The organism is Curtobacterium sp. 8I-2 (genome assembly GCF_902506155.1).
In the GTDB taxonomy this organism is placed as follows: Bacteria; Actinomycetota; Actinomycetes; order Actinomycetales; family Microbacteriaceae; genus Curtobacterium; species Curtobacterium poinsettiae.
Genome location: NZ_LR732826.1, coordinates 699,333 through 712,569, shown reverse-complemented (window position 1 = coordinate 712,569; position 13,237 = coordinate 699,333). Strand labels below are relative to the sequence as shown.

General features: G+C 66.8%; 15 protein-coding genes. 9 read left to right on the top strand and 6 right to left on the bottom strand.

Translation table 11 applies throughout. The features are described 5' to 3' along the window. Positions 1 to 61: 61 nt before the first annotated feature. Entirely contained in the window at positions 62 to 1,207 is a 1,146-nt protein-coding gene (gene dnaN, locus BOSE127_RS03480; protein WP_017887815.1) for a DNA polymerase III subunit beta, read from the bottom strand. Between the two features lie 407 nt (positions 1,208 to 1,614). Further along, complete coding sequence (gene dnaA / locus BOSE127_RS03475) at positions 1,615 to 3,069, bottom strand: chromosomal replication initiator protein DnaA (protein ID WP_159556180.1); 1,455 nt, start codon at positions 3,067 to 3,069, stop codon at positions 1,615 to 1,617. 513 nt (positions 3,070 to 3,582) lie between these two features. Between dnaA and rpmH the strand changes: the two genes are divergently transcribed. From rpmH to BOSE127_RS03430, 9 genes are all read left to right on the top strand, one after another. After that, positions 3,583 to 3,720: a 50S ribosomal protein L34 gene (gene rpmH / locus BOSE127_RS03470; RefSeq protein WP_022889115.1), complete on the top strand. Its 138-nt coding sequence runs from the start codon at positions 3,583 to 3,585 to the stop codon at positions 3,718 to 3,720. Between the two features lie 48 nt (positions 3,721 to 3,768). Then, the gene (gene rnpA, locus BOSE127_RS03465) at positions 3,769 to 4,119 is read left to right on the top strand and encodes a ribonuclease P protein component (protein ID WP_017887818.1); all 351 of its coding nucleotides are present in this window, start codon (positions 3,769 to 3,771) and stop codon (positions 4,117 to 4,119) included. Then, a complete protein-coding gene (yidD, locus tag BOSE127_RS03460) occupies positions 4,116 to 4,496 on the top strand; it encodes a membrane protein insertion efficiency factor YidD (protein WP_017887819.1) in 381 nt (126 codons plus the stop codon). Before rnpA ends, yidD begins: the two co-directional genes overlap by 4 nt. Before the next feature lie 8 nt (positions 4,497 to 4,504). Beyond that, positions 4,505 to 5,473: a membrane protein insertase YidC gene (gene yidC, locus BOSE127_RS03455; RefSeq protein WP_017887820.1), complete on the top strand. Its 969-nt coding sequence runs from the start codon at positions 4,505 to 4,507 to the stop codon at positions 5,471 to 5,473. After that, positions 5,474 to 5,974 (top strand): Jag family protein, encoded by a 501-nt coding sequence (locus tag BOSE127_RS03450; protein WP_017887821.1) that lies wholly within the window; start codon positions 5,474 to 5,476, stop codon positions 5,972 to 5,974. After that, complete coding sequence (rsmG, locus tag BOSE127_RS03445) at positions 5,971 to 6,630, top strand: 16S rRNA (guanine(527)-N(7))-methyltransferase RsmG (RefSeq protein ID WP_071249963.1); 660 nt, start codon at positions 5,971 to 5,973, stop codon at positions 6,628 to 6,630. Before BOSE127_RS03450 ends, rsmG begins: the two co-directional genes overlap by 4 nt. Before the next feature lie 81 nt (positions 6,631 to 6,711). Beyond that, positions 6,712 to 7,605 carry a ParA family protein gene (locus tag BOSE127_RS03440; RefSeq protein ID WP_017887823.1) on the top strand — a complete coding sequence of 298 codons (894 nt, stop codon included), beginning with the start codon at positions 6,712 to 6,714 and terminating at the stop codon, positions 7,603 to 7,605. Then, positions 7,605 to 8,573 (top strand): ParB/RepB/Spo0J family partition protein, encoded by a 969-nt coding sequence (locus tag BOSE127_RS03435; RefSeq protein WP_159556179.1) that lies wholly within the window; start codon positions 7,605 to 7,607, stop codon positions 8,571 to 8,573. The genes BOSE127_RS03440 and BOSE127_RS03435 overlap by 1 nt, the downstream gene beginning before the upstream one ends. Positions 8,574 to 8,736: 163 nt before the next feature. Then, positions 8,737 to 9,225 (top strand): RES family NAD+ phosphorylase, encoded by a 489-nt coding sequence (locus tag BOSE127_RS03430; protein WP_236559489.1) that lies wholly within the window; start codon positions 8,737 to 8,739, stop codon positions 9,223 to 9,225. Positions 9,226 to 9,336: 111 nt separating this feature from the next. Here BOSE127_RS03430 and BOSE127_RS03425 read toward each other — a convergent pair whose 3' ends face one another. The 4 genes from BOSE127_RS03425 to trxB form a co-directional block, all read right to left on the bottom strand. Then, positions 9,337 to 10,299, bottom strand: a complete 963-nt coding sequence (locus tag BOSE127_RS03425; protein WP_071249969.1) for a D-alanine--D-alanine ligase family protein — start codon at positions 10,297 to 10,299, stop codon at positions 9,337 to 9,339. Positions 10,300 to 10,359: 60 nt separating this feature from the next. Next, the gene (locus tag BOSE127_RS03420) at positions 10,360 to 11,664 is read right to left on the bottom strand and encodes an aminotransferase-like domain-containing protein (protein ID WP_159556178.1); all 1,305 of its coding nucleotides are present in this window, start codon (positions 11,662 to 11,664) and stop codon (positions 10,360 to 10,362) included. A gap of 150 nt (positions 11,665 to 11,814) precedes the next feature. After that, on the bottom strand, positions 11,815 to 12,141 hold the full coding sequence (trxA, locus tag BOSE127_RS03415; RefSeq protein WP_017887828.1) for a thioredoxin: 327 nt from the start codon (positions 12,139 to 12,141) through the stop codon (positions 11,815 to 11,817). Between the two features lie 66 nt (positions 12,142 to 12,207). Then, a complete protein-coding gene (gene trxB / locus BOSE127_RS03410; protein WP_159556177.1) occupies positions 12,208 to 13,206 on the bottom strand; it encodes a thioredoxin-disulfide reductase in 999 nt (332 codons plus the stop codon). Positions 13,207 to 13,237 lie beyond the last annotated feature (31 nt).

Below are 13,237 nucleotides of genomic sequence, written 5' to 3'. Positions count from 1 at the left end.
TCTGTTCGTCGTCGCGCTGATGCTGCCGGTGGTGTGCGCCAGCGCAGGTTGCCTGTTGCGCCTATCGCAGCAGCAGGTTGGGCTGCAGCAGGTACCGGTATCCATCGGTCGCTGCGGCCTCTTGCGAAGTCTGGCCGGTGATCAGCACCGGGCCCGGCTTGTTGGGGTTCTCCGTCTTGGTGAAGGAGATGCGGACGAACTCGGAGTGCACCGCGTTCAGCCCGTCCAGGAGGAAGGCGGGCTTCAACGAGACCACCGTTTCCTCGCCGGTCAACAACGCACTGATCGACTCTGACGCCTGCGCTTGTTCGGATCCGATCGCCTCGAGCGTGAGCCCGTCGACCGTGAAGGAGAACCGGAGCGCGGCTTCGCGCTCCAGGACGAGGGAGACCCGTCGGACCGCTTCGACCAGCTCCGCGGTGTTGATCACCGCGTGGTCGTTGACGGTCTCGGGGAAGAGCCGGCGGACCGGCGGGTAGTTGCCCTTGATGAGCAGCGACGTCACGGTCTTGTCGTCGGCGTGGAAGGCGATGAGCTCGCGGTCCGAGTTGCCGCTGATCGACACCGACACCGTCGACGCCGAACCGAACGTGCGGCCGACCTCTTGCAGGGTGCGGGCCGGGACCAGTGCGTGCAGGGGGTCCGAGCCGACTCGGCCGGAGTCCCACGCGATGGTGCGGACGGCGACACGGTAGCGGTCGGTCGCGATGAGGGACAGGTCGTTGTCGCCGACCTCGAGCTGCACGCCGGTGATCACCGGGGTGACGTCGTCACGGCTGGCGGCGACGGCGACCTGGGACACGGCTTCGGAGAACGCGTCGCCCGGGATGACACCCGTCTGCGGACCGATCTCCGGCAGCGTCGGGTACTCCTCGACCGGCATGGACAGCAGCGTGAAGTGTGCCGAACCGCAGGTGACCGAGATCTTCGCGTCCTCGGTGGTGAACGACACAGGGGCGTTCGGCAGCCGGCTCGCGATGTCGTTCAGCAGCCGGCCGGAGACCAGGACGGTGCCCGGTTCGTCGATCTGCGCCGAGATCGACGTCTGCGCCGAGACCTCGTAGTCGAACGACGAGAGCGTCAGGCGATCCCCGTCGGCGTGGATCAGGACGCCCGACAGGATCGGCAGGGTCGTGCGCTGCGGGAGGAGCTTCACTGCGAAGGAGACGGCTTCGGAGAAGACGTCCCGGTTGACCTCGAACTTCACAGCTGGAACCCCTGTCGATCGGCTTGGACTGTCCGGCCGCCCCATTCTGGCACAGGCGGAGGAGCGCCGGATTTCTTGTCATCCCGCCGTCCACAAGGTTGTCCCGCGGAGATTGATCGTTAACCAGGAGTAATGGTGTTAACGCCTGTGCACACTGTGGATAACCCTGTGCATCCCGGTCCGGAGTAGGGAACTACACGCTTGTGACTTGTGAGCGGTGTGTGAGCGTTAACGGGATGAATGAATCTCATCTATCCACTTCCATCCCCAGTCTCCACAGGCGACCCCTCACCTGTGTACAAGCGGGCGGCGTGTCCTCCACAGTTATCCACAGGCTATCCACACTGTGAGAACTCCGGCCCATGGAACCGTCTCAGATGGTGGATGGGTCCGGGAACCCGCCGATCTCAGCGGTAGCGGCGGTCCTGTTTGATGCGGCTGGTGAGCTCGGTGACCTGGTTGTAGATCGACCGACGCTCCTTCATCAGCTCGGTGATCTTCTTGTTCGCGTACATGACCGTGGTGTGGTCGCGGTTGCCGAACAGTTGCCCGATCTTGGGCAGGGACAGGCTCGTCAGCTCACGGCACAGGTACATCGCGATCTGTCGTGCCGTGGCGATCGCCTGGGAGCGGGACGAGCCGTAGAGGTCGTCGACGGAGAGCTTGAAGTACTCCGCGGTGTGGTTGATGATGTCCGTCGGCGCGACGACGTTGTCCTCGTCGAGGGTGATCAGGTCCTTGAGCACCGTCTGCACCAGCGCCATGTCGACGGCCGTCCGGTTCAGGCTCGCGAACGCGGTGACCCGGATCAGGGTGCCCTCGAGCTCGCGGATGTTGCTCGACACCTTCGACGCCATGAACTCGAGGATGTCGTCGGGCACCTGCAGATGGTCGGACTGCGCCTTCTTGCGGAGGATCGCGATGCGCGTCTCGAGCTCGGGCGCCTGGACGTCGGTGATCAGACCCCACTCGAAGCGCGACCGCATCCGGTCCTCGAACCCGGTCAGGTGCTTCGGCGCCACGTCCGACGTGATGACGACCTGCTTGTTGTGGTCGTGCAGCGTGTTGAAGGTGTGGAAGAAGGCCTCCTGGGTGGAGTCCTTCCCCTGCAGGAACTGGATGTCGTCGATCAGCAGGATGTCGATGTCGCGGTAGCGCTGCTGGAACTGGTTCGACCGGTTGTTCGCGATCGAGTTGATGAAGTCGTTGGTGAACTCCTCGCTCGACACGTAGCGGACGCGGATCCCCGGGTAGAGGCTCTCGGCGTAGTGCCCGATGGCGTGGAGCAGGTGGGTCTTGCCCAGTCCGGAGTCCCCGTAGATGAAGAGCGGGTTGTAGGCCTTGGCCGGTGCCTCGGCGACGGCGACGGCTGCGGCGTGGGCGAACCGGTTCGACGAGCCGATGACGAAGTTGTCGAAGTTGTACTTCGGGTTGAGCCGCGACTCCGGGCGCCCGCTGGTGCCGGGAGAGTCGATCTGGCTCGGGACGAACGGCGCCTCGATGTACTGACGCGGCGCGGCACTCTGCTCGACGGCTTCCTGCACGGGTTCGGCGTACTCCGGCACGCTGGGGTCCACCCGCGGCTCCGACGCCATGTCCGGGTTGACCGTGATCGCGAAGTTCGCGACCGAGTCGTCGCCGATGCGTGCGACGGCCTCGGTGATCGGGATGCGGATTCGCTGCTCGAGCATGCCGCGGGTCAGGTCGTTCGGGACCTCGAGGTACAGGGTGCCGGCGAGCACGCCCTTCGGCTCGACCAGGTTCAGGAACCCGTGGAGCTGCGGCGTGATGCGGGGGTCCTCGGCGAGGATTCGGAGTACGGATGACCAGAGGTCCTCGACGGGGTCGGCCGGCATCGTCATGTCGCGCTCGTCTCCAGGGGTCGTGTCGTGCGTTCGCTGCCGGACGAGAGTGCGTCCCGCGGGGTCGGACATGCCGTGGCGTCCTCGGCGACCGCACTCGGGACAGGGTCGTCTCCGGCGGATCGTCGGTGGCTCCGGAGAGTTCTCCGAAGCCTCGTTGCCACGGAGGTTCCCACAGGGTTGTCCACAGTGTTGTCCACGACCGCTCCGAGTCGTCCGACAGGAGTACTTCCCTGTCGTACCGGGCCTTCGAGGCGATCGATCACACCACTGTAAAGGACCGGACCGAGTCCCACCGAACGGAAGTTGTCCCCAATGTGGAGAATGGGCTCGAGCGACACCAGCCACGGGGTGACGGCACCACCTGTCCGCGTGGGGTTTGACCTGCCCGCCGCTGTCACGTACCGTTAACCAGTTGACTGCGGCCCTTTGGTCGCGCCCATCTGCGTCGTCCGCACCCGGACGACTACACATACGTGACGGCTCGCCGCGAGCAGCCGTGTGGAGAACATCATGAGCAAGCGCACCTTCCAGCCGAACAACCGTCGCCGCGCCAAGAAGCACGGCTTCCGCCTCCGCATGCGGACGCGTGCCGGCCGCGCCATCCTGTCGGCGCGTCGCGCCAAGGGCCGCACCGAGCTCTCGGCCTGATCAGGCTCATCCGCCTGATCCGGTCCTCGGTCTGACCCCGGCGTCGCAGTGTTGGCCAGCGCCAACCGCATCGTGCGCGGGGACGACTACCGGAACGTCGTGCGTCGTGGTCGCAAGAGCGCCACGGCGCACGTCGTCGTGTCCGTGGTCCGCCAACCGGCCGACCGCGACGGACCGACACGGTTCGGCTTCATCGTCGCGAAGACGGTGGGCAACGCCGTGACCCGGAACCTGATCAGGCGGCGGCTCAAGGCGATCGCGCACGACCTGCTCGTCGAGTGCCCAGAAGGGTTCGACGTGGTGGTGCGTGTACTGCCAGCCGCATCGCAGGCCGGATGGCCTACCCTGCTCGAAGACGTCACGCGCTCCTTCGCGCGCGGGGTGGAGAAGGCAGCATGAACCGCACTCTGTGGACCCGGCTGGCCTGGGTCATCGCGTTGCTCCCACGCAACGCGTGCGTCGTCGTGCTCCGGGCCTACCGTGCGGTGATCTCCCCGCTGTACGGCAACGTCTGCCGCTACCATCCGTCGTGCTCCCGGTACGCCCTCGACGCGATCCAGCAGTACGGCGTCGTGCGCGGATCCGCCATGGGCGCCTGGCGCATCGCCCGCTGCAACCCCTGGGCTGCCGGCGGCATCGACGACGTCAAGGAACGTCGTCACCCGTTCGTCGTCAACCGGTTCGGGTTCGTCCTCGCGCCGATCCCGCAGCAGCCGCACCCCGCGGTCGGAACGGCCCGGCCGGTCCTGCTCCCCCAGCGCACTCGAAAGGCGTAGCCGTCCCCATGGACATCATCGGAACGATCCTCTGGCCGCTCAAATGGGTGGTCTCGGCCATCCTCGTCGGCTTCCACTGGATCTTCGAGAGCATCGGGATGGACCCGAGCGCGGGCATCACGTGGGTGCTCTCGATCATCTTCCTGACGTTCGTCGTCCGCGCCGCGTTGATCCCGATCTTCGTCCGGCAGATCAAGTCGCAGCGTCGCATGCTCGAGGTCGCGCCGCAGCTGAAGAAGATCCAGGACAAGTACAAGGGCAAGAAGGACCAGTTCTCGCGCGAGGCCATGAGCCGCGAGACGATGGCGCTCTACAAGGAGACCGGGACCAACCCGCTCAGCTCCTGCCTGCCGCTGCTGCTGCAGATGCCGATCTTCTTCTCGCTGTACTCAGTGCTGCACGAAGCGCAGATCAACAAGACCGGCATCGGCCTGCTGACGAACGACCTCGCGGCCTCGTTCGGCAACGCGGCGCTGTTCGGCGCTCCCCTGCACGAGACGTTCACGAACGCCTCCGGCTGGGAGGTCCGCGCGATCGCCGGCTTCATGATCGTCGTCATGACCGCGTCGCAGTTCATCACGCAGCTGCAGCTCGTCGCCAAGAACATGTCGCCGGAGACCAAGGAGTCTCCGATGTACCGCCAGCAGAAGATGATGCTGTACATCCTCCCGCTGGTCTTCGTGATCTCGGGCCTCAGCTTCCCCCTGGGCGTCATGTTCTACTGGCTCGCCTCGAACCTCTGGACGATGGCGCAGCAGTACTTCGTCATCCGCAGCATGCCGACCCCGGGTTCCGAAGCTGCTCTGGCTCGTGAAGCCCGCCTGGCCAAGAAGGCCCAGCGTCGCGGGACCGCCACTCCGGTCCTCGCCGAGGCCGGCGCCGGCGTCGGCGCGACGGAGATCGAGCCCGTGCGCGTCACCACCCAGCGTCAGCAGCCGGTCGGCAAGCAGCGCCAGAAGAAGAACGGGAAGAAGTAAGTGACCGAGCAGGACACCGCGGCCGCCGTCGAGACGACGGACACCGAGACCGAAGACGTCCGCGACGAAGCGGACATCGCAGCGGACTACATCGAGGAACTCCTCGACATCTGTGATCTCGATGGTGACATCGAGATCGAGGAACGCGGCGGTCGCGTGTACCTGTCGGTCACGGACGACGGAGAGGCACTTCGTGTCCTCTCGAAGCCCGACACGGTGACCGCACTGCAGGAACTCACCCGCATCGCGGTGCAGGCGGAGACCGGCGAGTTCAGCCGACTCATCCTCGACGTCGGCGGCTCGCGCGACGCCCGTGCCGAGGAACTCCAGCGTCTCGTCGACACCGCGGTCGAGCGGATCGAAGCCGGTTCGTCGACGGCAGCACTCCCCCCGATGTCGTCGTACGAGCGCAAGCTCGTCCACGACCTGGTCGCTGAGAAGGGCTTCCACTCGGAGTCCGAGGGTGAGGGTCGGGACCGCCACACGGTCGTCACCCGATGACGGACGAGCCAGTGGCCCCCACGGCCGCACCGGTGCTGGAGACCGAGCCTGCTGCCGCCGTGACGCTGTTCGGCGACCAGATCGAGGTGGCGCGGTCGTTCACGGACGAGCTGGCGCGACGAGGTGAGGAGCTGGGCCTGATCGGCCCGCTCGAACTCCCCCGGCTGTGGACTCGACACATCCTCAATTCTGCGTTGCTGGCGCCCCTCCTGGAGGCGCGTGGCCGGGTTGCGGACGTCGGTTCCGGGGCAGGACTGCCGGGCCTTGTGCTCGCCATCGCCCGCCCCGACGTCGAGTTCGTGCTCATCGAGCCGATGGAGCGTCGGACGGATTGGCTCCGCGCTGAGGCCGACCGGCTCGGCCTGCAGAACGTGACGGTGCTCCGTGGCCGTGCAGAGGACGTCGCTGACGAAGTGGTGGTCGACCAGGTCACCGCTCGGGCCGTCAGCGCGCTCTCGAAGCTGATCCCCCTGACCGTGCCCTTGGTTCGGTCCGGTGGCCAGCTCATCCTGATGAAGGGTGCGCGTGTCGACGAAGAGATCGAGAAGGCCCGCAAGGTGATCCTCCGGAAGCGCCTCTCCGACGTCGAGGTGCTCGAGCTCGGAGACGGTGTGGTCGACGAGACCACTCGCGTCTTCCGGGCTACAGTTGACTGACGCTGCGGCTCGGGCCGGGTCATCCGGCCGCCAGTGGCTCCGCGTTCCACGTGAAACATCGAACCGGGGAAGAGGCACTCGTTGAGTTCATCGACCGACTACGACGCGTCGACACCGCTCGCTCGCGAGATCGCCGACCTCAACCGTCGCCGCCGCGCGATTGCGACGCAGCAGTTCCCGCTGCCTGCTGAGACGCGGATCATCACCGTCTCGAACCAGAAGGGTGGCGTCGGCAAGACGACATCGACGGTCAACCTCGCAGCGGGACTCGCCCACGGTGGCGCTCGAGTGCTCGTGATAGACCTCGACCCGCAGGGCAATGCGTCGACCGCACTCGGCGTCGATCACCAGGCCGAGGTCGCGAGTATCTACGACGTCATCGTCGATGAGGCACCGATGGCCGACACTGTCCAGGCCTCCCCCGAGTCGGACACGCTCTGGTGTGTGCCGGCAACGATCCACCTCGCCGGTGCAGAGATCGAGCTCGTCTCCCTCGTTGCACGTGAGCAACGCCTGCGGACCGCGCTCGACATGTACCTGCAATCGCTCGACGAGCCGTACCACTACGTCTTCATCGACTGCCCGCCGTCGCTCGGTCTGCTGACGATCAACGCGTTCGTCGCGGCACAAGAGGTCCTGATCCCGATCCAGTGCGAGTACTACGCGCTCGAAGGGCTGAGCCAGCTCCTGCGGAACATCGAGCTGATCGAGCGCCACCTCAATCCGAACCTCCGGGTGTCCACGATCCTCCTCACGATGTACGACAGCCGCACGAACTTGGCGAACCAGGTGGCGAACGACGTCCGGGAGCACTTCGGTGACCAGGTACTCAAGGCGATGATCCCCCGCTCCGTCCGAGTGAGCGAGGCACCCAGCTACGGGCAGAGCGTCGTCGCGTACGACGTGAACTCCACCGGGTCGCTGTCCTACCTGGAAGCGGCCGCCGAGATCGCAGCACGAGGAGCAAAGCACTGATGGCACCGAAGCGAACCGGGCTCGGCCGAGGCATCGGCGCCCTGATCCCCACAGCGACGGACCAGCAGGACCGTCCCGTGGATGTGTTCTTCCCGACCGGCGGCTCCCCCGCCTCCGCGCCGACGGCGGACGATCTCGTGGCAGTGCCGGGCGCCCGTCTGGCGAACCTCAACCCGCTCGACGTCATCCCCAACGCGCAGCAGCCGCGGAAGGAGTTCCGCGAAGAGGAGCTCCAGGAGCTCGTCCACTCCATCCGCGAGATCGGCGTCCTACAGCCCATCGTCGTGCGTCCCATCGCCGGAGCGACAGGGACGGACCCGCAGTACGAGCTCATCATGGGTGAGCGTCGTCTGCGAGCCACCAAGGAACTCGGGCTGAGCACGATCCCTGCGATCGTGAAGGACACCCCTGACGACGCGATGCTCCGGGATGCACTGCTCGAGAACCTCCACCGGGCACAGCTCAACCCCCTCGAAGAAGCGTCTGCCTACCAGCAGCTCCTCGCGGACTTCGGCATCACGCAGGAGCAGCTCGGTCAGCGCATCGGTCGGTCTCGACCGCAGATCACCAACACCATCCGGCTCCTGCGCCTCCCCTCCCCCGTCCAGCGCCGAGTGGCCGCAGGTGTCCTCTCTGCCGGGCACGCCCGTGCCATCCTCGCTGCGCCGGACGCAGAGGCGATGGAGTACCTGGCAGAGAAGATCGTCAACGAAGACCTCTCGGTCCGGGCGGCTGAGGCGATCGCGCAGCAACTCGCTGCGAAGACCCCGCAGACGAAGCCGAAGCCCGAGCCGTCGAAGCGACAGGCGCACTTCGACGACCTCGCAGAGCGGCTCGGTGACCGGTTGAACACCCGGGTGAAGATCGCGGTCGGCGCCCGGAAGAGCTCGGTCACCATCGACTTCGCGAACGGCGACGATCTCAACCGGATCCTCGCCGAGCTCGGCGTACGGGACCTCGAGAGCTGAAGCAGGCCTCACGCGGCGCTGTGGGGCGCTGTGAGCCTCTGGGACGCCGGAGCCGGGGTCCAAGACGCGCTACTCCTGCCGCGCGCTCTGGCGGCAACGCAGCGCTCCGGACGATGCTGCGCCGTCGGCGGACGCGATCTGCCTCAGCTGAGATGGTGGTGTGGTGACCACCAGCGGCTCGCCCTTCACGCGAGCGATCCGGGGAACGATCTTCCGCGCCGTGGATCCGAGGTTCCGAGAGTTCGCGATCGCGGGATCGCGCTCCGTGGGCCGGTATTCCAGGGCCGATGAGCCGACGTTGTACCTCAGTGCGTCGGTCGGAGGAGTCGAAGCTGCGATGGTCGCGCACAGGGACGTCCGTGCGGAGACGTTGGAGATCGTCGCGATCGATGTCGACGCTGCACGAATCGTCGACTTGCGTGATCCAGGCACGCTCGATTCGATCGGCATCGACCTGCAGGACGCTGTTGCTCCATGGCAGGACATCGCCGCCGCCGGTGGTACGCCCGGCTCGTGGCAGGTGCGCGACCGCTTGCTCGAGATCGGCGCCGACGGACTCATCGATCCGTCTCGGAAGAGCCCCGGCCTGTGGCACTTGGTGCTGTTCCGGTGGAACGAGGACGACGCGCCAGCCGTTGTGATCCGTCGATGAGATCGGCCGGACGAGCAGTGCGACGTTCCACGTGGAACATCGAAGCCCGTCAATCACGCCGGCGTGGTCCCGAACGCGCGGTGTTCCACGTGGAACATCGCGCGGCACTGATCAGGCGCGGTGGTCCCGGATGGCCTGCTCGGCGAGCTCGGCGTAGGTCCAACCGAGGTCGAAGCCCGACGCTGAGAGCGCTTGCGGCAGCAAAGACGTCTCCGTGAGCCCGGGGAGCACGTTGGCCTCGAGGAACCACGGTGTTCCGGCGCCGTCGATGATCAGGTCAACGCGCGACAGGTGACGGAGTCCCAAGGCCGTGTGCGCGGCGACTGCTGCTTCTGCCGCTGCCGCCGCGAACTCGTCTGACAGCCGCGCCGGCGTGTAGAAGGTCGTCTCCCCCGCGTTGTAGCGAGCCTCGAAGCCGTAGATACCGTTGCGGGGCACGATCTCGACGGCGGAGAGGGCGACCGGGCCGTCGCCGGTGTCGATGATCCCCACGGCCACCTCGGTGCCGCGGATGAGCTGCTCGACCACGACGTCGTCGCAGTACGTGTAGGCAGTGACCATGGCGCGTGGCAGGTCGTTGACGTCGTCGACGAGGGTCACGCCCTGGGCGCTCCCGCCACGTGCGGGCTTCACGGCAAGTGGCACCGGGTGCTCGGTGGCGATCGACTCGAGGACGCCGACGGCGCCGAGCTCACGGAAGACGTCGTGGGACAGCGTCACCGAACGAGGGGTCCGCACGCCGGCGCGGGCGACCAGTGCGGACGCCGTGGGCTTGTCCCATGCCAGCCGAGCCGAGGTCGAACGCGAGCCGACGAACGGGATGTCGACGGCCTCCAGGATGCCCCGCAGGGCCCCGTCTTCACCGGAGGCGCCGTGCAGCGCCGGCCACACGACGTCCGGGCGGGACTCCGCGAGGGCGGGCAACAGGAGCGCGTCGGCGTCGCGGAGATCGACATGCCAGCCGTAGCCGGTCAGTGAGTCGGCGACCCGGCGACCGGATCGCAGGGAGACGTCCCGCTCGTGCGAGATGCCTCCGGCGACGACGACGACGTGACGACGGGTGAGCTCGGCCATGCGGGGTCCTCCGGTGTGGAACTGCGGTGCTGTGCGATCAGCGTCGCGCAAAAGTGCTGATCAGGAGATGTTCGGCGGCGGTGCACTGACGGACGATGTCGCTCGCACCACCGTGTTGGGGCGCGTGGTCGGCCCGAAGGTCTCGATGAGTTCGAGCTCGTCGTTGACGACGTTCGCCAACCGCTTGACGCCGACGCGGATCTGCTCCGGCGTCGGGTAGCAGAACGACAGGCGGATGTGTCCACCGCCACGTCCGTCGGCGTAGAACGCCGTCCCCGGTGTGTAAGCGACGAGCTCCTTGACGGCACGCGGCAGCATGCCCTTGGAGTCGAGCGACTCCGGCAGCGTCAGCCAGACGAAGAAACCACCGTTCGGCTTGGTCCAGGACAGGTCGGGCAGGAACTCCCCCAGCGCGGACAGCATGGCGTCACGTCGCTCGGCGTAGATGCCCCGGAAGGTGTCGACCTGACCCTTCCAGTCCGCGGCGTCGAGGTAGGCGTTCACGACGTACTGGCCGAAGGAGTTCGGGGCGAGGACGGCCGACTCGTTGGCGAGCACGAGTTTCTCGCGGATCGCGTGCGGCGCGAGTGCCCAGCCGACGCGGAACCCGGGCGCGAGCGTCTTGGAGAAGGAGCCGAGGTACACGACGCCCTCTTCGTCGATCGAGCGGATGGCCTGGGGTGCCGGCTCGTCGAACCAGAGGAGTCCGTAGGGGTTGTCCTCGAGCACGAGGATGTTGTTCGACCGGCAGATGTCGAGCACCTCGATGCGTCGCTCTCGGCTCATCGTGACGCCGGCCGGGTTGTGGAAGTTCGGGATCGTGTAGAGGAACTTGATCCGCTTGCCCTGGGTGCGGAGGTTCGCGATCGCCTCACGCAGCGCCTCGGGGACCAACCCGAGCTTGTCGGTCGTCACGTGCACCGTCTCGGCCTGGTACGACCGGAAGACACCGATCGCACCGACGTAGGACGGCGACTCGGCGAGCACGATGTCGCCCGGATCGATGAACAGCCGCGTGACGAGGTCGAGCGCGTGCTGCGAGCCCGTGGTGACCACGACGTCCTCGGCGCTGGCGCGGATGCCCTCGAGGCTCATGACGTCCACGATGTGCTCGCGGAGGGAACGCAGGCCCTGTCCCCCGCCGTACTGGAGCGCCATGGCGGCGTGCTCGTTCATGACACGGTCCAGGGAGCCCGTGACGAGCTCCCTGGGGAGCGCGGAGACGAACGGCATGCCGCCGGCCAGTGAGACGACTTCGGGGCGCGAGGCGACGGCGAACAGGGCTCGGACCTCGGAGGCGCTCAACCCGGCGGTGCGCTGGGCGTAGGAGTCGTACCAGGGGTCGAGGCTGTTGCCGTTCGTCATCGAGTGCTCCGTTCAGTGGGACATTCCCGCCACACTACGACATCGGCCCGGGGAACCCGGGTTCCGCGACGGGGCCGATCGGCATCCGGTGGCTCCGGACGAGAACGGCCCCGCTCTCCGGGGAGAGCGGGGCCGTTCGTGCGGGGGGACCTACGCGAGGAACTCGGCGAGGTCGGCCTCGAGCGCGGGCTTCGGCTTGGCACCGATGACGGTCTTGACGACCTCGCCACCCTTGAAGACCTTCATCGCCGGGATCGACGTGATCTGGTAGTTCATGGCCGACTGGGGGTTGTCGTCCACGTTGAGCTTCACGATCTCGATCTTGCCGGCGTGCTCTTCGGCGATCTGGTCGAGGATCGGCGAGACGGCGCGACACGGGCCACACCACTCGGCCCAGAAGTCGACGAGGATCGTCTTGTCGGACTTGAGGACCTCGTCCGAGAAGGTGGCGTCGGTGACAGCCTTGGCGTTGGACATGTGTGCTCCTTCGAGAAGTCGTTCAGGGGGTACAACGGCGATGCCGTCGTGGTATTCCGAGACTGCTCAGGCCCGGGAGGCGATGACGTCGACCATGGCGGGTTCGGTCGGACCGACACCCTCGGCCTCGTTCGTCAGTTCGTCGTCGAGCTCGGCGAGGTACTTCTCGGCGTCGAGCGCGGCGACCGTACCCGAACCGGCGGCCGTGATGGCCTGGCGGTAGGTCGGGTCGATGACGTCACCGGCGGCGAAGACACCCGGCAGGTTGGTCTTCGACGAGCGGCCCTGGACAGCGATCGTGCCCTCGGGCGCGATGTCGATCTGGCCGTGGATCAGGTGCGTGCGCGGGTCGTTGCCGATCGCGATGAACAGGCCGTCCAGTGCGAGCTCGGACTCCTCACCCGTCACGGTGTCCGTGAGGGTGACGCCCTCGACCGCGGAGTCACCCGTGATGCCGGTGACCGCCTTGTTCCACGCGAACTCGATCTTCGGGTCGTTCATCGCGCGGTCCTGCATGATCTTCGACGCACGCAGCGAGTCCTTGCGGTGGATGACCGTCACCTTGTCGGCGAAGCGGGTGAGGAACGTCGCCTCTTCCATCGCGGAGTCGCCACCGCCGACGACAGCGATGTTCTTCTGGCGGAAGAAGAAGCCGTCGCAGGTCGCGCACCACGAGACACCGTGGCCGGACAGGCGCTCTTCGTCGGAGAGACCGAGGTGGCGGTACGCCGAGCCGGTGGCGTAGATGACCGCGAGGGCCTCGTACGTCTCGCCCGAGCCGACGGTGACCTTCTTGACCTTGCCGGTCAGGTCGACGGAGACGGCGTCGTCGTACAGGACCTCGGCACCGAACTTCTCGGCCTGCTCCTGCATCTTGATCATGAGGTCGGGGCCCTGGATCCCCTCGGGGAAGCCGGGGAAGTTCTCGACCTCGGTCGTCTTGGTGAGTTCACCGCCCGTCTCGACACTGGAGGCGACGATGAGCGGCTTGAGCTCTGCGCGCGCTGCGTAGATGCCGGCGGTGAACCCGGCCGGACCGGAACCGATGATGATGAGCTGGCGCATGCCTGATTGCCCTTCCGTTGCGTCTGACCGG

Bases quoted from the DNA above. Each gene is read 5' to 3' on its own strand.
- BOSE127_RS03420 (WP_159556178.1), bottom strand. From the start codon at position 11,664: ATGACGAACGGCAACAGCCTCGACCCCTGGTACGACTCCTACGCCCAG.
- trxB (WP_159556177.1), bottom strand. From the start codon at position 13,206: ATGCGCCAGCTCATCATCATCGGTTCCGGTCCGGCCGGGTTCACCGCC.
- trxA (WP_017887828.1), bottom strand. From the start codon at position 12,141: ATGTCCAACGCCAAGGCTGTCACCGACGCCACCTTCTCGGACGAGGTC.
- yidD (WP_017887819.1), top strand. From the start codon at position 4,116: ATGAACCGCACTCTGTGGACCCGGCTGGCCTGGGTCATCGCGTTGCTC.
- dnaA (WP_159556180.1), bottom strand. From the start codon at position 3,069: ATGACGATGCCGGCCGACCCCGTCGAGGACCTCTGGTCATCCGTACTC.
- yidC (WP_017887820.1), top strand. From the start codon at position 4,505: ATGGACATCATCGGAACGATCCTCTGGCCGCTCAAATGGGTGGTCTCG.
- rsmG (WP_071249963.1), top strand. From the start codon at position 5,971: ATGACGGACGAGCCAGTGGCCCCCACGGCCGCACCGGTGCTGGAGACC.
- rpmH (WP_022889115.1), top strand. From the start codon at position 3,583: ATGAGCAAGCGCACCTTCCAGCCGAACAACCGTCGCCGCGCCAAGAAG.
- BOSE127_RS03425 (WP_071249969.1), bottom strand. From the start codon at position 10,299: ATGGCCGAGCTCACCCGTCGTCACGTCGTCGTCGTCGCCGGAGGCATC.
- BOSE127_RS03435 (WP_159556179.1), top strand. From the start codon at position 7,605: ATGGCACCGAAGCGAACCGGGCTCGGCCGAGGCATCGGCGCCCTGATC.